This is a genomic window from Epibacterium sp. Ofav1-8 (assembly GCF_022348185.1).
Lineage (GTDB): Bacteria > Pseudomonadota > Alphaproteobacteria > Rhodobacterales > Rhodobacteraceae > Epibacterium.
Window position 1 is genome coordinate 308,795 of record NZ_JAKRFD010000005.1, and the last position, 20,230, is coordinate 329,024.

20 protein-coding genes are annotated in these 20,230 nt (G+C 61.2%); 13 read left to right on the plus strand and 7 right to left on the minus strand.

Translation table 11 applies throughout. The features are described from left to right. Window positions 1–7: 7 nt before the first annotated feature. Window positions 8–829 (minus strand): ABC transporter permease, encoded by an 822-nt coding sequence (locus MHM97_RS10665; protein WP_239322349.1) that lies wholly within the window; start codon window positions 827–829, stop codon window positions 8–10. 120 nt (window positions 830–949) lie between these two features. Between MHM97_RS10665 and cysQ the strand changes: the two genes are divergently transcribed. The 9 genes from cysQ to MHM97_RS10710 all read left to right on the plus strand — a co-directional run bounded on the left by cysQ (window position 950) and on the right by MHM97_RS10710 (window position 10,838). Further along, the gene (gene cysQ, locus MHM97_RS10670) at window positions 950–1,747 is read left to right on the plus strand and encodes a 3'(2'),5'-bisphosphate nucleotidase CysQ (protein WP_239322350.1); all 798 of its coding nucleotides are present in this window, start codon (window positions 950–952) and stop codon (window positions 1,745–1,747) included. Beyond that, entirely contained in the window at window positions 1,748–2,548 is an 801-nt protein-coding gene (locus MHM97_RS10675) for a 3-deoxy-manno-octulosonate cytidylyltransferase (RefSeq protein ID WP_239322351.1), read from the plus strand. Window positions 2,549–2,728: 180 nt separating this feature from the next. Further along, window positions 2,729–3,622 carry a UTP--glucose-1-phosphate uridylyltransferase GalU gene (galU, locus tag MHM97_RS10680; RefSeq protein WP_239322352.1) on the plus strand — a complete coding sequence of 298 codons (894 nt, stop codon included), beginning with the start codon at window positions 2,729–2,731 and terminating at the stop codon, window positions 3,620–3,622. Between the two features lie 105 nt (window positions 3,623–3,727). Then, the gene (galE, locus tag MHM97_RS10685; RefSeq protein WP_239322353.1) at window positions 3,728–4,711 is read left to right on the plus strand and encodes a UDP-glucose 4-epimerase GalE; all 984 of its coding nucleotides are present in this window, start codon (window positions 3,728–3,730) and stop codon (window positions 4,709–4,711) included. 1 nt (window position 4,712) lies between these two features. Next, window positions 4,713–5,753 carry a glycosyltransferase family 2 protein gene (locus MHM97_RS10690; protein ID WP_239322354.1) on the plus strand — a complete coding sequence of 347 codons (1,041 nt, stop codon included), beginning with the start codon at window positions 4,713–4,715 and terminating at the stop codon, window positions 5,751–5,753. Window positions 5,754–5,920: 167 nt separating this feature from the next. Beyond that, entirely contained in the window at window positions 5,921–6,907 is a 987-nt protein-coding gene (locus MHM97_RS10695) for a glycosyltransferase family 2 protein (RefSeq protein WP_239322355.1), read from the plus strand. Continuing rightward, window positions 6,904–8,601 (plus strand): beta-1,6-N-acetylglucosaminyltransferase, encoded by a 1,698-nt coding sequence (locus MHM97_RS10700; RefSeq protein WP_239322356.1) that lies wholly within the window; start codon window positions 6,904–6,906, stop codon window positions 8,599–8,601. The genes MHM97_RS10695 and MHM97_RS10700 overlap by 4 nt, the downstream gene beginning before the upstream one ends. 6 nt (window positions 8,602–8,607) lie before the next feature. Next, complete coding sequence (locus tag MHM97_RS10705) at window positions 8,608–10,035, plus strand: sulfotransferase family 2 domain-containing protein (RefSeq protein WP_239322357.1); 1,428 nt, start codon at window positions 8,608–8,610, stop codon at window positions 10,033–10,035. An 83-nt stretch (window positions 10,036–10,118) separates the two neighbouring features. Further along, window positions 10,119–10,838, plus strand: coding sequence for a hypothetical protein (locus MHM97_RS10710; RefSeq protein WP_239322358.1), 720 nt, complete (start codon window positions 10,119–10,121; stop codon window positions 10,836–10,838). A gap of 146 nt (window positions 10,839–10,984) precedes the next feature. On the opposite strand, the gene MHM97_RS10715 is transcribed toward MHM97_RS10710, so the two are convergent. From MHM97_RS10715 to MHM97_RS10740, 6 genes are all read right to left on the minus strand, one after another. Next, window positions 10,985–11,449, minus strand: coding sequence for a PTS sugar transporter subunit IIA (locus MHM97_RS10715; protein ID WP_239322359.1), 465 nt, complete (start codon window positions 11,447–11,449; stop codon window positions 10,985–10,987). Between the two features lie 64 nt (window positions 11,450–11,513). Continuing rightward, entirely contained in the window at window positions 11,514–12,077 is a 564-nt protein-coding gene (gene hpf / locus MHM97_RS10720; RefSeq protein ID WP_239322360.1) for a ribosome hibernation-promoting factor, HPF/YfiA family, read from the minus strand. A 278-nt stretch (window positions 12,078–12,355) separates the two neighbouring features. Continuing rightward, window positions 12,356–13,114, minus strand: coding sequence for an LPS export ABC transporter ATP-binding protein (gene lptB, locus MHM97_RS10725; protein WP_239322361.1), 759 nt, complete (start codon window positions 13,112–13,114; stop codon window positions 12,356–12,358). After that, window positions 13,114–13,611, minus strand: a complete 498-nt coding sequence (locus tag MHM97_RS10730; RefSeq protein WP_239322362.1) for an LptA/OstA family protein — start codon at window positions 13,609–13,611, stop codon at window positions 13,114–13,116. The genes lptB and MHM97_RS10730 overlap by 1 nt, the downstream gene beginning before the upstream one ends. A gap of 3 nt (window positions 13,612–13,614) precedes the next feature. Further along, window positions 13,615–14,214, minus strand: a complete 600-nt coding sequence (gene lptC / locus MHM97_RS10735) for an LPS export ABC transporter periplasmic protein LptC (protein ID WP_239322363.1) — start codon at window positions 14,212–14,214, stop codon at window positions 13,615–13,617. Window positions 14,215–14,275: 61 nt separating this feature from the next. Next, window positions 14,276–14,890, minus strand: a complete 615-nt coding sequence (locus MHM97_RS10740) for a ribonuclease D (RefSeq protein WP_239322364.1) — start codon at window positions 14,888–14,890, stop codon at window positions 14,276–14,278. Between the two features lie 264 nt (window positions 14,891–15,154). Between MHM97_RS10740 and xylB the strand changes: the two genes are divergently transcribed. From xylB to MHM97_RS10760, 4 genes are read left to right on the plus strand one after another with little or no spacing between them, the layout of a single operon-like run. Beyond that, window positions 15,155–16,606 (plus strand): xylulokinase, encoded by a 1,452-nt coding sequence (xylB, locus tag MHM97_RS10745; RefSeq protein ID WP_239322365.1) that lies wholly within the window; start codon window positions 15,155–15,157, stop codon window positions 16,604–16,606. Then, window positions 16,603–17,913: a xylose isomerase gene (gene xylA / locus MHM97_RS10750; RefSeq protein WP_239322366.1), complete on the plus strand. Its 1,311-nt coding sequence runs from the start codon at window positions 16,603–16,605 to the stop codon at window positions 17,911–17,913. The genes xylB and xylA overlap by 4 nt, the downstream gene beginning before the upstream one ends. Then, complete coding sequence (locus tag MHM97_RS10755; protein WP_239322367.1) at window positions 17,914–18,921, plus strand: aldose epimerase family protein; 1,008 nt, start codon at window positions 17,914–17,916, stop codon at window positions 18,919–18,921. Further along, window positions 18,921–20,228 carry a cytochrome-c peroxidase gene (locus tag MHM97_RS10760; RefSeq protein WP_239322368.1) on the plus strand — a complete coding sequence of 436 codons (1,308 nt, stop codon included), beginning with the start codon at window positions 18,921–18,923 and terminating at the stop codon, window positions 20,226–20,228. Before MHM97_RS10755 ends, MHM97_RS10760 begins: the two co-directional genes overlap by 1 nt. Window positions 20,229–20,230: the final 2 nt, after the last annotated feature.

Below are 20,230 nucleotides of genomic sequence, written 5' to 3' on the forward strand. Positions count from 1 at the left end.
CACTGCATCAGCGCCGTGCGCTCCAGCTGAGAGAGACGGCGCGGCGGGTGTAGAATTCACCCATGAGACCCAGCACAAAGAAGATGAGCGCCAGCCATGCGGCATATTCCCACCAGGTGACATGGGGGTTGTAGTTGATGAAGATATAGCCGCGCGCCTGGTCGATGGTGTGAAACAGCGGGTTCCAGATGAACATCGGCAGCATGTATCCGGGCAGAGAGTTGGCCAGCACCATCTTGCCCGAGAACAGCATGTTTGATCTTTGGTAGATCGTCGAGATGATCCCGATCGCGCCCGGCAGCCAGGGTTTCAATACATAGAGCACCAGTCCGATCGCCGCGCCGGAGGCCCAGGAGAGAAGCAGCATTCCAAAGGCGGGAATGGGTTCCTCAATGTGGATCGGGGTGAAGGCCACGTGATAGGCAAACAGGATGATCAGCATCGACAGCACCTGCAGATAGAGCGCGCCGATGGCTGCCGACAGGATGGCGATGGTGGTGTTCATCGGCGCATGCTGCATCATCGGGCTGGACGCGCCCTCGGCCCCAACCACCGCCCCGACGGTCTTTGTGTGGGTCATGAACAGGAACACGCCCGACATCATATAAAGCAGGAAATCGCCCCGGATGGCGCCACCGCGCATGCCAAGCACGGAGAACATGAAATAGAAGAACATCACGAACATCACCGCCTGCACGATGTTCAGCGCCAACGCCATGAAGGCGTTGTTGTGCTTTGACCGCACACTGCGCACCACCGAGTGGAAGACGACTTCACCCAGGGTTATGGCGCGGGACAGCGCGGATCTGTCTTTGCGATACTGGAACATGGCCTCAATTTCAGCAGTGCGTTGCTCATTGTTGCACGGATTTCTTGCCGATCCATTGCGATGCGAGCATAAGGAACGCAAATCTTTGTGGCAACTTGTGGGTCTTTGGGAGTTTTTGCAGTGAATTATGACGAACTGGTCGTGGTGATGCGGCGCCTTGCGCTGGAGGCCGGGGACAAGATCATGGAGATCTACAACGCCGATGACTTCGATGTGAAAGTCAAATCCGACGACAGTCCGGTGACCGAAGCGGATGAAGCGGCAGATGCCCTGATTTCCGCCGGGCTGCGCGCCGCCTTCCCCGGTGTGATGCTGGTGACGGAGGAGCAGGCCGAGTCGCACAGCGCCAAGGGGGATACCTTCCTGATCGTCGATCCGCTGGACGGGACCAAGGAATTCATCAACCGTCGCGGTGATTTCACCGTCAACATCGCCTATGTCGAAGCGGGCATCCCGACGCGCGGGGTGGTCTATGCTCCGGCGCGCGCGCGGATGTTCTACACGCTTGCCGATGGCACATCAGTCGAGGAGAAAGGCCCCTTTGCACAGGATGTGGTGGGAGAGACCTCCGCTCTCCGTGTGGCGGACAGCGACAATGCGGCGCTGATGGTGGTGGCCTCGAAATCGCACCGCGACCAGGCCACTGACGACTACATCAACAAATACAACGTCAAGGACATGAAAAGCGCAGGCTCGTCGCTGAAGTTCTGTCTGATCGCAACCGGAGAGGCGGATCTATATCCCCGCGTGGGGCGCACCATGGAGTGGGATACCGCGGCGGGACATGCCGTCCTCAGCGGTGCGGGCGGCAAGGTGGTCCGCTTTGATGATCACAGCCCGCTGGTCTACGGCAAAGAGGGGTACGCAAACCCATTCTTTATCGCCTACGCGCCCGCCGTTGAGCTGAAAGAGGCCTGAATGTCCGTTCTGATCGTTATTCCGGCACGCTACGCATCGACGCGGTATCCCGGCAAGCCGCTGGCAGAGCTGACAGGGGCGACCGGGAAGAAGCGCACGCTGATCGAACGCTCCTGGCGGGCGGCGCAAGGGGTGGCCGGCGTTGATCGCGTGGTTGTGGCGACTGATGACGACAGGATCAGACAACACGCAGATAGCTTTGGCGCGGAGGTCGTGATGACCGCGCCAGAGTGCGCCAACGGCACCGAGCGCTGTGCCGAAGCACATGCGGCGCTTGGGGATGGCTACGAGATCGTGGTGAATTTGCAGGGGGATGCCCCTCTGACACCACATTGGTTTGTCGAGGAACTGGTCGCCGGGTTGCGCACCGCACCGGATATGGGGCTGGCGACACCGGTCCTGCGTTGCGACGGTTCGGCGCTGAACAGCCTGCTGGCGGATCGCAAGGCGGGACGCGTTGGCGGGACCACCGCAGTCTTTGCAAGCGATCAGAGCGCCCTGTATTTTTCCAAGGAGGTGATCCCCTATACCTCCAGCAGCTACGCGGACGCGGATGCGACACCGGTGTTCCATCATGTCGGGGTCTATGCCTATCGCCCGGAGGCGCTGCGCAGTTATCCGTCCTGGTCGGTGGGGCCGCTGGAAACCCTCGAGGGATTGGAGCAGCTGCGGTTTCTGGAGAATGGCCGGCGCATCCTCTGCGTCGAAGTCGAAGCGCGGGGCCGGGAGTTCTGGGAATTGAACAACCCGGAGGATGTGCCGAAAATTGAGACCATGATGCGTGCAATGAACCTCGACTAGGCGAATTCTGCCGGATTTGTGCTGCTTGTTTCGGCAGGACTCGGCACCATGACCGGGGAGGTCGGGGCGAATGTCCGCTCAGCCGCAAACCGAACAAAACGGACGATCTCTTTTGACCCGCGCTTCCGGAGACCGGGTGCCATGCAGCACGAGACGTCTCCAAGAATAGAGTATGAACAAATGCGTAGAAAAGTAAGCAAAGCCATTTTTCCGGTTGCGGGTCTCGGAACCCGGTTTCTGCCGGCCACCAAATCCGTGCCCAAGGAGATTATGACCCTGGTCGACCGGCCGCTGGTGCAATACGCCATCGACGAGGCGCGCGCGGCGGGCATCAAGGAATTCATCTTTGTCACCTCGCGCGGCAAGGGCGCGCTGGAGGATTACTTCGACCACGCGCCGGTGCTGGAGCAGGAGCTGCGCAAAAAGGGCAAGGACGAGCTGCTCTCGGTGTTGAAAAACACCAATATGGATTCCGGGGAGGTCGCCTATATCCGGCAACACAAGGCCCTCGGTCTTGGGCACGCCGTGTGGTGCGCGCGCCGGTTGATCGGCAATGAACCCTTTGCGGTCATGCTGCCCGACGATGTGATCGCAGCGGACAAACCCTGCCTGCAGCAGATGGTCGAAGCCTATGAGGAAACCGGCGGCAATATGGTGGCGGCGATGGAAGTCGCGCCCGAGAAGACCTCTTCTTATGGTGTGCTCGATGTGAAGGAGGACAAGGGCGCGGTGATTTCTGCTAACGGGATGGTCGAAAAACCCAAGGCAGAGGATGCGCCCTCGAACCTCGCGGTGATCGGCCGCTATATTCTGTCCCCTTCGGTGCTGCGTAACCTCAACCAGCGCAAGCAAGGGGCGGGCGGCGAGATCCAGCTGACCGATGCGATCGCGGAAGACATCGCCGCAGATGTGCCCGTCTACGGCTACCGGTTCAAAGGCCAGCGGTTTGACTGCGGCTCCAAGGCCGGGTTCCTGCAGGCCACCGTCGCCTTCGCCCTGGCGCGGCCGGATCTTCGGGACGATCTGATGGACTATATCCAGGACGTGGCACAGGTCACACGTGCGGCGGAATAAACCGCCAGCGTCACACGGGATTGAGGTTGCTCCGATTGCAGGGAGTTGCTTCACTCCCGGTGAGCAGTCCACTCTCACTTGCAAAGCCGAACTTGGGGAAGCACCGTGACCAATGTACTCGTGACCGGCGGCGCCGGCTATATCGGATCGCACGCCTGCAAGGCGCTAAAGCGGGCGGGCTATACGCCGGTCACTTATGACAATCTGGTCACCGGATGGCAGGATGCGGTGAAGTTCGGGCCTTTCGAGCACGGGGAGCTGACCGACAGGGCGCGCCTTGATGCCGTATTTGAAAAATACGAGCCCGTAGCCGTGATGCATTTTGCCGCCCTCAGCCAGGTCGGCGAAGCGATGAGCCAGCCCGGGCGGTACTGGGCCAACAATGTGGGCGGCTCACTGTGCCTGATCGAAGCTGCGGTGGCTGCGGGCTGCCTCGATTTTGTGTTCTCTTCGACCTGTGCGACCTATGGGGAGCATGACAATGTGGTGCTGGATGAACATACACCCCAGCAGCCGCTCAACGCCTATGGGGCCTCCAAGCGCGCGGTTGAGGACATCCTGAAGGATTTCGAAGCTGCGCATGGTCTGCGCGCGGTCATTTTCCGGTATTTCAACGTGGCCGGCGCCGATCCCGAGGCGGAGGTGGGGGAATGTCACCAGCCCGAAACCCACCTGATCCCCCTGATGATCCAGGCGATCCGCGGCGAGCGTGATGCGCTCACCGTGTTTGGAACCGACTACGAGACGCCTGATGGCACCTGCATTCGCGACTATGTGCATGTCTGCGATCTGGTGGATGCGCATGTTCTCGGGTTGAAGTGGTTGCAGGAGGGCAAGGGCAGCCGTGTCTTCAATCTCGGCACCGGCACCGGGTTTTCGGTGATGGAGGTGATTGAGCATTCGCGGGCGGTGACCAATACGGATGTCCCCTACACCATCGGCGCGCGGCGTGCCGGTGACTGCACCAAGCTGGTCTCCGGGTCACGTCGCGCCGGCGAAGAGCTGGGCTGGGAGCCGGTTCGCTCCTCGCTCGACCAGATGATTGCGGACGCCTGGCGCTGGCACCAGACTGGTGCCTACGAGCGCTGACGTGTCAGCTGATGCGCTGCCCCGCATCTCGGCAGGCGCGGCCTATCGGCTGCGCTGGAAGCGGCGGCGCTGTCTGTGGCGCGCGCTGCGGGCGCGACATCGCTTGCAACAGGTTGTCAACAATACGCGGAATATCAAGCCTGGAGATGTTGTCGTCGTGGTGGTGCTGCGCAACGAGCAGCAGCGTCTCCCGCATTTCCTGCAGTATTATCGGGATCTGGGCGCGGGCCATTTCCTGATCGTCGACAACAACAGCACGGATGGCAGCAGCGATTATGTGCGGCAACAGGCCGGCACGGGCGATATCTCGATCTGGCGGACGGCTGACAGCTACCGCGACAGCCGTTTTGGCGTGGATTGGGCCGGTTGGCTGTTGATGCGCTACGGCCATGGCAGATGGTGCCTGACCGTCGATGCGGACGAATTGCTGACCTATGACGGGATCGAGGCCCATGATCTGCGGGATTTGGCGGCCTGTCTGGAGCGCCGGGGGCAGATTGGATTTGGTGCCTTGTTGCTGGACCTGTTTCCCAAGGGTCCGCTTGGGCGCCAAACCTATGCGCCCGGGCAGGATCCGACCAGCCTGCTGAACTGGTTTGATCCCGGTCCCTTCCGGTCTCGGCGGCAGGCCCCGCGGGGCAATTTGTGGGTACAGGGCGGTACGCGGGACCGGGTCTTTTTTGCGCAGAGCCCGGATCGTGCGCCAACGCTGAACAAGATCCCCCTGATCCATTGGAACCGGCGGTACGCCTATACCAACTCCACCCATGCTCTGCTGCCACGCCATCTGAACATGCTCTACGGAGGTCCAGGTGCGCCCGGGCCGTCCGGCGTGTTGTTGCATACCAAGTTCCTGCCGGAGGTCGTGCAGAAGTCCGGGATTGAACAGGGACGTCGCCAGCATTTTCACATGCCCGACCTCTTTGATGACTATTATAACGAAATTCAAAAATACCCGGATCTGTGGCATCCGGGTGCGCTTCGGTATCAGGGACCGGAGCAGCTGGTGGGTCTGGGGTTGTGCAGCCGCATCACCTGGTAATGCCGATCGGTTCGTCGACTATGTAACCATTTCTAAACGCATTGTTTCGATAACGTGGACATGACATATTGCCTGCACCTGTGCGGGCGCATTAAGCCTGTGCCAGGGTCGTGGGGCCGATCCTGAAACTTGAGGGCAGTTATTTGGGGCTTTGGGATTCCTACCAGATGCGGATCAGGCGCAAGCGTCGGGTCCTGCGCGCCTTGCGAAAGTCGCGAGAGTTGCGCTGCATGCAGGACAATACCCACCGGATCCGCCCCGGTGACATCCTGCTCGCGACAACGGTCCGGAATGAGCAAATCCGCCTGCCCTATTTCCTGCAGTATTACCGCAGCCTGGGGGTCAATCACTTTCTGTTTGTCGACAATGACTCGACTGATGGGGTGCAGGGGTATCTGTCTGATATGCCGGATGTCTCGGTGTGGCACACCCGCGGCAGCTACAAACGCGCAACCTATGGCGTCGACTGGATCAACTACCTGCTGCGGCGCTATGCGCACGGCCATTGGTCCCTGGTCGTTGATCCGGATGAGTTCTTTATCTACCCGTTCTGCGATACGCGCCCGATCCGCGCGCTGACGGATTGGCTTGATACATCGCAGATCCGCAGCTTTGCGGCGATGTTGCTGGATATGTATCCCAAGGGCCGGATCGACGAGGTGCCCTATCAGGCGGGACAGGATCCGCTGGAGATCGCGCATTGGTTCGATGGTGGCAACTACACGATCAAGCGGAACAATCGCTACGGCAACCTGTGGATACAGGGTGGCCCGCGCGCACGGGTGTTTTTTGCCGACAAGCCAAAGCTCGCCCCAGCGCTGAACAAGATCCCGCTGGTGAAATGGCATCGCAAATATGCTTTTGTGAGCTCAACGCACATGCTGCTGCCGCGCGGGTTGAACCAGGTCTATGAAACCAATGGCGGCGAGAAGGCCAGCGGAATACTCCTGCATACCAAGTTTCTCGATACCTTCGGCGAAAAGGCCGCGGAGGAGATCAAGCGGCGGCAACATTATGGCAGGTCGGTCGAATACACGGCCTATGCCAATTCGCTCAAGGATCGCCCCGAGCTTTGGTGCAAGTGGAGCGAGAAATACATCAACTGGCGCCAGCTGGAGATCATGGGGCTGATGTCCAAGGGGAACTGGGCATGAGCACTGTCGGCATCGTGATGCTGGTGCATACGGCACTGGAGCGCGCCGAACAGGTGGCGCGCCACTGGACCGCCGCCGGGTGCCCGGTAGTGCTGCATGTGGATCGCAATGTCCCGCGCAAGACCTTTCAGGCGTTCCGCGGGGCGCTTGCCGATGATCCGCTGATCCGGTTCAGCCGGCGCCACCGCTGCGAATGGGGAACCTGGGGCATCGTTGCCGCATCCCAAGCTGCCTCGGAATACATGTTGTCGGAGTTTGCGGAGGTGCGTCATGTCTTTCTGGCGTCCGGGTCGTGCCTGCCGCTGCGGCCCGTGCAGGAATTGATCGACTATCTCGATGTACGCCCGGCCACGGATTTCATCGAAAGTGCCACCACTGCGGATGTGCCGTGGATCGTGGGCGGGCTCAGTGCAGAGCGGTTTACCCTCAGGTTCCCGTTTTCCTGGCGCCGGCATCGCAAGCTGTTTGACGCCTATGTCGCGCTGCAGCGCCGGTTCAAACTGCGCCGTCGTATACCGGCGGGGCTGGTGCCGCATATGGGCAGCCAATGGTGGTGCCTGACGCGCAGAACCCTGTCGGCGATCCTGGAGGATCCGGAGCGGCCCCGGCATGATGCCTATTTCCGGCATGTGTGGATCCCTGACGAGAGCTACTATCAGACACTTGCGCGGCTCTATTCCGATCAGATCGAGAGCCGCTCGCTGACGTTGTCGAAGTTCGACTACCAGGGCAAACCGCATATTTTCTACGATGACCATTTGCAGCTTTTGCGTCGGTCAGACTGTTTTGTGGCGCGTAAGATCTGGCCACATGCGGAACGGCTCTATCAGGCGTTTCTGACGGATGGGGCTGGCGCTGGCACGCGGAAAGAACCCAATCCGGGCAAGATCGACCGCATTTTTGCCAAAGCGGTCGAACGTCGCACCCGGGGGCGCAAGGGGCTCTATATGCAAAGCCGCTATCCGCGGCACGGCGAGGAAAACGGCCTCACGTCGGGGCCCTATTCGGTGCTGCAAGGGTTTACCGAATTGTTCGAGGATTTCGAAACCTGGTTGGCGCGTGCCACGGGGGCCAGGGTGCATGGCCATGTGTTTGCGCCCGGACGGGCCGAACTCGCGGGCGGGCAGGAGTTGATAAATGGCTGCCTCAGCGATACGGCGGCGCTGCGCGACTACAATCCCGAGAGCTATCTGAGCAATCTGATCTGGAACACCCGCGGTGAGCGGCAGTGCTTTCAGTTTGGCCCGGGCGACACCCAGCAGGCGAATTGGTTCATGGCGCGGGATACCAACGCGCAGATTTCGGTGATCTCGGGCGCGTGGGCGGTGCCCTTGTTCAAGTCCAACCGGAACTTTGCCGACCTGAGGCGGGAGGCCGCCCGGTTGCAGCGGATCGAGTCGGAGCATCTGAAGATCCTGCGGTCGCACTGGGCCAAGGCGCGTATCCGCATCTGGTCGATGGCGGAATTCATCGAAGCGCCGATGGAAAACCTGCAGACAGTTGTTGATGAAATCGGATCGACCGGCGGCCATCTCAGCGCCGCGCCGCGCCTGGTCGACCTGAGCGGGTTTGGTCAGTTCCTGCAAAACCTGAAAAACCAGGGCATGCATCCCTATCTCATGGGGGACTTCCCGGTTCAGAGCCTTGCGCAGCAGAGTGCGCCCCCGCGCCGCAAACCCTATCTGGTGAAGTGAGGTCCGATGACTGGTGCCTTCCACTCCTTTGTCGTGCTCGCAGACATGCGCACGGGATCGAATTTCCTCGAGGCCAACCTCAATGCACTGGAGGGTGTCACCTGCCATGGGGAGGCATTCAATCCGCATTTCATCGGCTATCCCAACAAGGATGACATTCTGGGGGTGTCCCAACATGTGCGCGATAGCGACCCGATGCAGGTGCTTACGGCGATCCGATCCCAGCCGGGCGTGCTCGGCGGATTTCGCTATTTTCACGATCATGATCCCCGGGTGCTGGATTGCATTCTGGACGATCCCCGGATCGCCAAGATTGTCCTCACCCGCAACCCGCTCGACAGCTATGTGTCGCTCAAGATCGCGCGGAGCACCGGTCAGTGGAAGCTGACCAACGTTGCCCGTCGCAAGGACGCCAAAGCCGAATTTGATGGCGCCGAATTCGGGGCCTATGTGGAGGCGGTCCAGGAGTTTCAGGTCACCATCCTGAATCGCCTGCAGCGGAACGGGCAGACCGCGTTCTACATTGCCTATGAGGATCTTCAGGATCTCGACGTGATGAACGGCCTTGCGGCATGGCTGGGCACTTCCGCCCGGTTGGGGGCGCTGGACGAGAGTCTGAAGCGCCAGAACCCGGCGCCGGTGGTGTCAAAGGTCAGCAATCCGGAGGAGATGATGGAGGCCGTGGCCGGGCTGGATCGGTTCAATCTGACCCGGACGCCGAATTTCGAACCCCGGCGTGGTCCGGCGGTGCCGGGCTATGTGGCGGGGGTGGTGACGCCAATCCTCTATATGCCGATCAAATGCGGGGTGGAGGCCGATGTCACCCGCTGGATCGGCGCGTTGGACAAGGTCGAACCCGATGGGCTGATCTCGGGAATGAGCCAGAAGCAGTTGCGGCAATGGCGCAAGCACAATCCGGCGCACCGGAGCTTTACCGTGGTGCGGCACCCTCTGGCGCGGGCGCATTCGATATTCTGCCGCAGCATCCTCAGCACCGGGGCTGACAGTCTGGGACAGATCCGCAAGACCCTGCGCCGTCGGTTTGACCTGCAGATTCCGGCGACAGAACCGGATGACACCTACACGCGGGAGGATCATCGGGCGGCCTTCGAGCAGTTCCTGTTGTTTCTGAAGGCGAACCTGGCAGGGCAAACGGCGATCCGCGTGGATGCGCGCTGGGCCAGCCAGACACAGGTGATCGCTGGTTTTGCCGAGCTCGGTTCGCCGGATCTGATCATTCGCGATCACGAGATGGCCGATGATCTGCCCTGGTTGGCCAGAAAGCTGGGGCGCCTGTCGCCGGGGCCGGTACCACGGGTTGTGGCGGACCGCCCTTACAGCCTGCAGGACATTTACGACGCCAAGCTCGAGTCCCTGAGCCGCTCGATCTATGCCCGGGATTACATGACGCTGGGGTTTGGCGACTGGGCCTGATCTGTTCGAATTTTCTGTGATTTTAGCGTCGGAACCATCGCGCGGGATCGTATCATTCCTGCAGACTGCAATGGGGACAGACAATGGACAAATCATTCAAACCAAAGAAGATGACCCGCAAGGAGTGGCAGGACAACCGGCCCCTGTTCCTCAAGGGGCTTGGTGTGGGCGCGGCGTTGGATGACTGGCAGAAACACATTGCCAAGGCCAATTATTCGGTGGGGACATTTGCCGCGATCCTCAAGGATGTCGAACATGCAATCATGGTCGTGGGCAAGCTCAAGCTGAAGATCATGGCGGCGATCAAGGTCTGCAAGAAGCAGATCGGCGATCACAAGGGAACCATTGCGGGGTTGGACAACTACCTGAAGGTCGCGGATGACACGCATAGCGATCTGCTCAAGCGGCATGCCTTCGAAAGCAAGATGAGCAAGTTGTCCGATAAGCCGACGGTGGATATGATCCTGAAGGACAGCAAGCTGACCAACGCCCTGTCGGCATTGCTGAAGGCGACCCATGACGAGCCTTTTCTGGATACCTACATCCTGGTTCACAAGAAAAATAAGATCGCCGAGGCCGTCAAGAAATACGGGCCGCGGAACGACTACAATATCGGTCACCACGCCAACAAGGCGCTGGTTGCGCATTACGTGAAGAAGGATGCGACGGTGACCGACAAAGCCCTGAAGGATGGCGAGAAGACGCTGCGCGCAGATAGTTTCAAACTGATGCGCGGGATTTGCGACCGCTTGATGGGGCAGGAATTTGGCGCAGGATTTGTGCGCAAGGCTTACGGTATCTGAGGATCTCTGCGCATGCGCTCCCTTTGCGTGCATGGGGAGCGCTCCGCGATGTGGTCGCAGGTGTCACAGAGTGCCTACCACAGGGCGCCTGCCACAGGGGGGCTGCAGATCAGGATTGTACCGTCAGTCCGATGCCGCTGCGGTGCTCAGGCGGCCTGCACCGACTGGCTTTCGGTCAGGATGGTGTGCAGCGTGGCCGGGTCGGGGTTGGCCCGCAGCTTGGTGCAGAAGCTCTGTTCGCGCAGGGTGCGGGAGACAAGTGCAAGCGCCTTGAGGTGTTCGACACCCGCGTCCACAGGTGCAAACAGCGCAAAGACGATGTCGACCGGCTGACGGTCCACGGCGCCGAAATCAAGTGGCTTTTCCAGCGAGACAAACACCCCCACGACGCGATCCACGTCGCTCAGCCGTGCGTGGGGCAGGGCGACCCCATGGCCCACGCCGGTGGGGCCGAGGCTTTCGCGGTCGAGCAGGGCTTCGACGGTGGCCTGGGCATCCAGGTTGTAGGCGGCCTGGCCGACTTCTGCGATTTCCTGAAACAGGCGTTTCTTGCTCGATGCCGCACCAATGACCCGGACGGCCTCCTGCGTGAGGATGTTGGAAATCTGCATTGCCTCTGCTCCACTCAGGGCGAAGGGGCCTGTTGCCGGCCCCCTCTGGTCATTCAGTTCTCGATCAGGGATCGATCCAGCCGATGTTGCCATCTTCACGCCGATACACCACGTTCAGCCCGTCCTTGCCTTCATTGCGGAAGACCAGCACGGGTGAGCCAGCCAGTTCCATCTGCATCACCGCCTCGCCAACAGACAAGGAGGGAATTTTTGTCTCCATCTCGGCGACGATAATCGGTTGCAGTGAGTCCGGCTCGTCGGCGGACTCCGCTTGTTCAGACGCGAGGATATACGAGCTGGCTCCCATAAGTTCAACCGGTTCGGCCCGATCCCGGTGATGGTCCTTCAGACGACGCTTGTAGCGCCGCAGCTGCTTGTCCATTTTTTCCAGGCAGGCCTCGAAAGAGGCGTAGATTTCAGTGGCATGGGCCTTGGCTTGGCATGTCAGCCCGGTGGACAGGTGGACGATTGCTTCGCAGACATATTCATGCGCACTGCGGGAGAAGACGACCTGTGCATCGGTCGGTCGGCCTGCGTATTTCTCCAGGATCGCACTCAGTTCCGTCTCCACGTGGGTTTGCAGAGATTCGCCGATGTCGATCTGTTTTCCGCTGACTTTGTAACGCATGTGATCTCCTTTTTGTGTTGCCTGGGCCCGCACCAATGGACACAGCAGGGCTGTGGTGTCGGTATCAGGATCGCCAGGAAGGATGGGCAAACCCTGCAGCGTGCAGCCCGCCGGACCCTGAACACAGGGTCAAAGGAGGGACTGCATCGGGACGCATGTTTGCCATGACACAATTCGATGACAAACCCGGCACGGAGTCAATGCAATTCCACGTGCATCGCGTTGGTTCAAACAACCAGTCGGCGAGCCTTTGCCGGAATATCTTGCGTCAGGGGTGTTTAGGAAATCCGAAAGTTATCGCCCAGGTACACGCGGCGGACGTTTTCATTTTCAACGACCTCTTCCGGGGTGCCGGACATCAGCACCTGACCGTCGTGCAGGATGTAGGCGCGATCGACGATTTCCAGGGTCTCGCGCACGTTGTGATCGGTGATCAGCACGCCGATGCCCCGCGTTTTCAACTCGGCAACCAGATTGCGGATGTCGCCAACCGAAATCGGATCAACCCCGGCAAAGGGTTCGTCAAGCAACAGATATTTCGGATCTGCCGCCAGGCAACGGGCGATTTCCACCCGGCGACGCTCGCCACCAGAGAGCGCCAGAGCAGGCGCGCGGCGCAAATGTTCGATCGAGAAATCGGACAGCAGCTCCTCCAGGCGTTCGCGCCGTTTGTGTTCGTGGCGAACCGCAATATCCAGCACCGCGGAAATATTGTCCTCGACCGAGAGCCCCCGAAAGATCGACATTTCCTGCGGCAGGTATCCGATCCCCAAGCGCGCGCGCCGGTACATCGGCAGCGAGGTCACGGTCTGCCCGTCGATGGTGACGCTGCCGGCCTCGGGAAACACCAGCCCGGCAATCGTGTAGAAACTCGTGGTTTTGCCCGATCCGTTTGGACCCAGCAGCGCGACGACCTCGCCCCGGTTGAGCTCCATCGAGACATCGCGGATGACGACCTTCTTGCGGTAGCTCTTGCGCATCTTGTTGACGCGCAGCCCCGACGACCCGGTGGTGACTGTCAGATTTGGATGGGTCATCAGTTATTGCTACCGCCGCCGAGGGTGGTCCGAACCCGGCCGCTGAGCGTCGCGTTGCCGGTGGTAAGATCGACCGTCATGGTCTCTGCGCCGAGGGTGTTGCCGGCCTGGGTCAGCAGCACATCCCCCCGCATCACCACCGTGCCGCTTTCGATGGTGTAATCGGCCTCGCGCGCTTCGGCGGCATCCTCGCCGCTCACAAGCACGACATTGCCGCGCGCCTCGAGCCGTTTGATCCCGTTGCCCTCGGCCCGTCTGATGACCAAAACATTATCCGCGCTCAGCCGCATATCACCCTGAATGATCAATACGCTGCCGGTCAGCAAGGCAGAGCCGTCTTCCTGGTTCACCCGCATACTGTCGGAGGTGATGTCGACAGGTTGCGACGTGTCCGTCTGCAGGATCCCAAAGGATACCCCTGTCCCCTGCGCCATACCGGCGGGGGCCTGTCCCAGGGCCATCAAACCAAAGAGCATAACAAATGTCAGTCGTCGCACGGGTTATCTTTCTACTTTTGCAGGATCGTACACCAGCTTCACGCCGTCCGTGAACTCTATATGTACGGGACTGTTCTTCGATTGTGTGAAGATCCGCATGGCGCCAGCGGAAAAGTCACCAAAAGGACCAGTGGCGGTGATTGCGCCGGGGCTACGGGCTTCGATGCCGCTCAGCAGCGCCTCCAGTGTGTCGGTTTCGACCCGGGTGCCATTTGCGGTCAGGATACGCACGTTCCCAGTGAGTGTAGCGGTCCCCTTGTCGGGCCGGATCGACCCGGAGTCGGACAGCAGCAGAATGCTGTTTCCTTCCGTGGTCTTTATTTCGGCCTCAAGGTCGGTGGCAGAGGCCGTGCCCTGATCGCCATCAGGCAGGGCTTTTGCAGCGGCAATGGTGATCTCGTGACCCGAGTCCGTGGTGCCGGTGAAAAATGGTGCTGTGACCTGCTGTCCCCGGAGCCGGTTTTCGATGTCGACCTGGGCAAAGGGGATCGCAGGTTCGTTTTCCACGCCGCGCGAGATCAGAAACAGGGTGGAGAGCAGCCCGAGCGACGCCAGCGGCAGCACAACCTTCAGGTAGGCGACAGTGCGCGAATAGCGATCCATGGCTCGTCCTTCCTGTGTTGGGGTTGCGGATCAGGGCGTCGTCGGGGTGCGGCGGGCACCGTCAGGAATGGGCAAATATATCCGTGTCCGGCCAGCCAGCCAGATCAAGCTGCGCGCGCACCGGCAGAAAGTCAAAACACGCCTGAGCGATCTCCGTGCGGCTTTCACGTGCCAGGCGCTTGTCCAGTTCCTTGCGCAAGCGGTGCAGATAGAGAACGTCGGAAGCGGCATAATCCAGCTGAGCCTGGGTCAGGGTCTCGGCGCCCCAGTCGCTCATCTGCTGCTGTTTGGAAATATCCTGCCCCAACAGGTCCTGGGTCAGGTTTTTCAGGCCGTGGCGATCCGTATAGGTTCGCACCAGGCGGCTCGCGATCTTGGTGCAATAGACCGGCGCCGCCAATGTCCCAAAGGCATGATAAAGGGCAGCGATGTCAAAACGCCCGAAGTGAAAGAGCTTCAGAACCTTCGGGTCGGCCAGCATCCGGGTCAGGTTTGGCGCGGACGTCTGCCCTTTTGCGATCTGCACGATATGGGCATTGCCGTCGCCGCCCGACATTTGCACCACGCAAAGACGGTCCCGATGGGGGTTCAACCCCATGGTTTCACAATCAATGGCGACAACCGGTCCAAGGTCGAGTCCGTCCGGAAGATCTTGCGAATAAAGATGCGTGGCCACGGGGCGATCCTTGGTTGCGGTTGGTTCTGGCGAGCTGGCTTCGACATAGGCGCTTTGAGATGCGAACTCAACCGCTGCTGCCCTGCGGAGGCTGCGCCGGTTGGCGTCTGGCGATCACGGCCGGGGGCCATCAGGCCGGGGCGATCGGGCGCGTCGGCTATCGCGATTGACAGCGCGCGGAGATTCTGTTTTATTTTAATCGCCGAAATAAATATGTGTACGACCCCGGCGGTCGTGCGCGTCGGGCGATTGGGAGGACATCGAATGTTTCTGGGTCTTGACGTGGGGACGTCGGGGCTGCGCGCGTTGCTGGCCGATGAGGGTGGCAATGTCATTGGCGTGGCGGATGCAGCTTACGGGGTCTCACACCCGCATACCGGGTGGAGCGAACAGGACCCGCAGGACTGGATCACCGCCTGTCAGACCGCGATTGCAGCGCTGCGTCGGGACCACCCGACCGAGCTCGCCGCGTTGCGCGGCATCGGCCTCAGCGGCCACATGCACGGGGCAACCCTGCTGGATGCGGCGGGCAAGGTTCTGCGCCCCTGTATCCTGTGGAACGACACGCGTTCGGCTGCCGAGGCGGCCCAGCTGGATAGCACAGAAGGCGTGCGGGATCTGTCGGGCAATATCGTGTTTCCCGGCTTCACCGCGCCGAAACTGGCCTGGGTCAAGGCGCATGAGCCGGAGATCTTTGCCCAGGTCGCCAAGGTTCTGCTCCCAAAGGATTACCTGCGCTACTGGCTGACCGGCGCCTATGTCTCTGACATGTCAGACAGCGCCGGGACGTCGTGGCTTGATGTAGGCGCGCGGGATTGGTCGGAGCAGCTGCTGGACGCGTCCGGCATGCGCCGCGACCAGATGCCCGATCTCGTCGAAGGCTCCGCCGCCGGTGGCGATCTGCGTGACGTGCTTCGCGATGAATGGGGCATCGACGGCCCGGTGATCATTGCCGGGGGCGGTGGCGACAATGCGGTTGCCGCCTGCGGGGCCGGGTGTTTCCGTGAAGGTGAGGGCTTTGTGAGCCTTGGCACCTCCGGCGTGCTCCTGGCCGCAAAAGCCGCTTACAAACCTGACCCGGCCTCGGCTGTGCATACCTTCTGCCACGCGGTGCCGGATACGTGGTATCAGATGGGGGTGATCCTTGCGGCGACGGACTGTCTCAATTGGCTGTCGCGCACGCTTGGGCAGACCCCGGCGACATTGGCGGGACTGCTGCCGGACCAGATCGCCGGACCCTCTTCGGTGACGTTCCTGCCCTATCTTTCTGGCGAGCGCACACCGCATAACGATGCCCGCATTCGCGCCACGCTTGCAGGTCTTGATATTGGCGATGGCCCGGCAAAGCTGACACAGGCGGTGATGGAAGGCGTGGCCTTTGCGCTGCGCGATTGCCTTGAGGCGCTCAAAGGCACCGACACCCACCTCACGCGCCTGCTTGCAGTGGGGGGTGGCACCCGGTCGCCCTATTGGGTGGAAACCCTCGCGACCGTTCTTGGCGTGTCCCTCGACATTCCCGACAAGGGCGAGTTTGGCGCGGCATTGGGCGCCGCCCGACTGGCGATGACGGCCACCGGCGCCGACGTTTCCGCCGTGATGACTGCACCGCCCATCGCCCACACCATTGATCCACGCCGCGACCTGACCGAGGCCTATGATGCCTCCTACGCCCGGTATCGCGCGCTCTATCCCAACATGAAGGCACTGATGACATGACCACCGGCTTCTTTGGCGACGTTTCCAAAATCCAATATGAAGGCGCAGACAGCACCAACCCGCTGGCCTTTCGCCACTACAACCCCGACGAGGTGATCCTCGGCAAACGGATGGAAGAGCATCTGCGCTTTGCCACCTGCTACTGGCACAACTTTGTGTGGCCGGGCGGCGATCCTTTTGGCGGCCAGACCTTTGACCGCCCATGGTTCAAGGACACGATGGAGGCCGCCAAGCTCAAGGCCGATGTGGCGTTTGAGATGTTCACCCTGTTGCAGTCGCCCTACTACTGTTTCCACGACGCGGATGTGCGACCGGAGGGGGCGAATTTTGCGGAAAACACCCGCAACCTGAATGAGATCGTCGAGTATTTCGCGCAAAAGCAGGAAGAAACCGGCGTCAAACTGCTCTGGGGCACCGCCAACCTGTTTTCCAACGCGCGGTTCATGTCGGGGGCGTCGACCAACCCGGACCCGGATGTCTTTGCCTTCTCTGCGGCGACCATCAAGACCTGCATGGATGCAACCCACCGTCTCGGCGGCGAAAACTACGTGCTCTGGGGCGGTCGTGAGGGCTATGAAACGCTGCTGAACACCGATCTTGCGCAAGAAGACCAGCAGATGGGCCGCATGCTTAACATGGTGGTCGAATACAAACACAAGATCGGCTTCAAGGGCGCGATCCTGGTGGAGCCGAAACCACAGGAACCTTCCAAACACCAGTACGACTACGACGCGGCGACGGTTTATGGCTTCCTCAAGCGCCACGGGTTGGAAAACGAGGTCAAACTGAACCTGGAGCAGGGCCACGCAATCCTCGCGGGACATTCGTTCGAGCATGAGATTGCCACCGCACAGGCGCTGGGCGTCTTTGGCTCCATCGACATGAACCGCAACGATTATCAATCCGGCTGGGACACCGATCAGTTCCCGAACAACACGCCGGAGGTGGCGCTGGCCTATTACCACATCCTGAAACACGGCGGCTTTACCTCGGGCGGCACCAATTTTGACGCCAAGCTGCGCCGCCAGTCCATCGACCCGGAGGATCTGCTGATGGCGCATATCGGCGGTATGGACATCTGTGCCCGTGGGTTCAAGGCCGCTGCGGCGATGATCGAGGACGGCACTTTGGATCAGTTCGTCACCGACCGCTACGCCGGATGGCAGCGGGACGACGCGCAGGATATGCTCTCGGGCAAGCTGTCACTGGAGGATATCGCAAAGCGGGTCGAGGTCGAAGACATCAACCCGAAACCGCGGTCCGGGCGGCAGGAATATCTGGAAAATGTCATCAACCGGTTTGTCTGAATGAGCAACGCGCAGATCGTGGATCACGGCCTCCACCAAGGCCACATGCTGAGAGAGGCGCGGCTGCACAGCGCGGGCCTTTCCGTCAGCCTGCTGAACTTTGGTGCCGTAACCCGCGATCTGCGCCTGTTGTACGACGACCGCCCGCTGATCCTCGGGTTTGAGGACCCGGCCGCCTATCTGTACAACCCGGGCTATCTCGGCGTGATTGCGGGCCGCGTGGCCGGGCGGATCAAGAACGCGCGCTTTGCCCTTGATGGGCAGAGCTACCACCTCGACGCCAATGAAGGCGATACGCTGCTGCATGGCGGGGCACAGGGGCTTTCTCATGTGTTCTGGGAGATTGAACTGCTCTCTGACGCCAGCGCGCGCCTGCGCTACCACTCACCGGAGGGGGAGGCGGGGTTCCCCGGTGCAGTGGATGTGTCGCTGACCGTGACGCTGGACGGGCTGGCGATTGTCTATGACATGCGGGCCGAAGTCAGCGCAGCGACCCCGATCAGCCTCGCGCAGCACAATTATTATAACCTGATGGGCGGTACGCAGCCGATCCACGATCACCGCCTGCAAGTGGACGCCAGCAGCTTTCTCGTGTTGGACGACGCCAATGTCCCGACCGGTGAAATTGCAGCGCTGGATGGCAGCCATCATGACCTTCGTCTGGGGCGCAGTTTTGCCGACCTCGACCCGGAGCACCGGGGCAGCGATGTGGCGCTTGTGTTCGACACCTGCCGTGATCCGCAATTGCCGGTGGCGACACTGACCGCACCTGATGGGCTGCAGATGCGGATCGTCAGCGATCAGCCCTGCGCGCAGATCTATACCGCCGCCGCCCTGCCGCCCCAGTCCGGTGCTCTGTCAGGACAGCAGATCGGCCCCGCCATGGGAGTCTGTTTTGAGCCGCAGGGCTTTCCCAACGCGGTGAACCTGCCGCAGTTTCCCAGCGTGATCGCGACCCCGGATCACCCCTACCGTCAACGCCTGCGTCTTGAACTCGGGAGGATCTGATGCACCGGATGATCGCGCTTGCCCTCTTGGGAGCCACAGCCGCACAGGCGGAGATGCGCCCTGACCTTGGCCCGCGCCCGCAGTTCCCGGCACCGGATATGGCGGCGGTGGAGCTGGGGCAGCTGTTGTTCTACGATCCGATCCTGTCGGGCAATCGCAACATTTCTTGCGCCACCTGCCACCACCCGCGCTTTGGCACCGGCGACGGTCTGTCGCTGGGCTTGGGCGAGGGCGGTATCGGCCTTGGCCCCGAGCGCCGCGCTGATCCCGCCAATCTGCCCGAGCAGCGCATCCCGCGGAATGCGCCGGGTCTGTGGAACCTTGGTGCACCGGAATTCACCGTGATGTTTCACGATGGGCGGCTGGAGGATCACCCCGATCACCCCGGCGGTATCCGCACGCCTCTGGGCGAGGATATGGTTGCAGGCTTTGACGACGCGCTTGCCGCACAGGCGATGTTCCCGGTGCTCTCTGCCGATGAGATGGCCGGGCATTACTCGGAAAACGAGGTCGCAGAGGCGGTGCGGCTGGGGCAACTGTCCACACCCGGCGGCGCATGGGACCGGATCGCCGCGCGTGTCGAGGCCATCCCCGCCTATCGCGCTGGTTTTGATGCGGTGCTGGGGGAGGGCGCGCCCATCACCTTTGCCGACATCGGCAATGTGCTGGCGGATTTCATCCGGTTCGAGTGGCGCGCCGATATGAGCCCCTTTGATGCCTATATGCTGGGGCAGGGCGATCTGCCTGCGCCCGCCTCGCGCGGAATGGAGTTGTTCTACGGCAAGGCCAATTGCAGCCAGTGCCACTCCGGCTGGTTCCAGACCGATCATGATTTTCATGCGCTGGCGGTGCCGCAGCTCGGGCCGGGCAAGGCGGCGCGGTTTGAAACCCACAATCGCGACGAAGGCCGCATCCGCGTCACGGGCGCCGCGCAGGATGCCTTTGCCTTTCGCACGCCCTCTTTGCGCAACATTGGCCTGACCGCGCCTTATGGCCATTCCGGTGCATTTGCCACACTGGAGGGCATTGTGGTGCATCACCTGCATCCGGGGAAATCATTGAATAATTACGACACATCAGCCGCGATCCTGCCTGACTTGCCCGGACAACAGGATTGGGCTGTGCACGAGTCCGCATCCGAACGTCAGGCGCTTGCACAAGCGATCAGCTACGCGCCGGTGCGCCTCACGCCAGCGGACATCGCGGATATTGTCGCGTTCCTGCACGCGTTGACGGACGATGTCGCCGCGGCGGGCCGTCTTGGGGTGCCGGAACAGGTCCCCAGCGGGCTGCCGGTGGATCGCTAGAT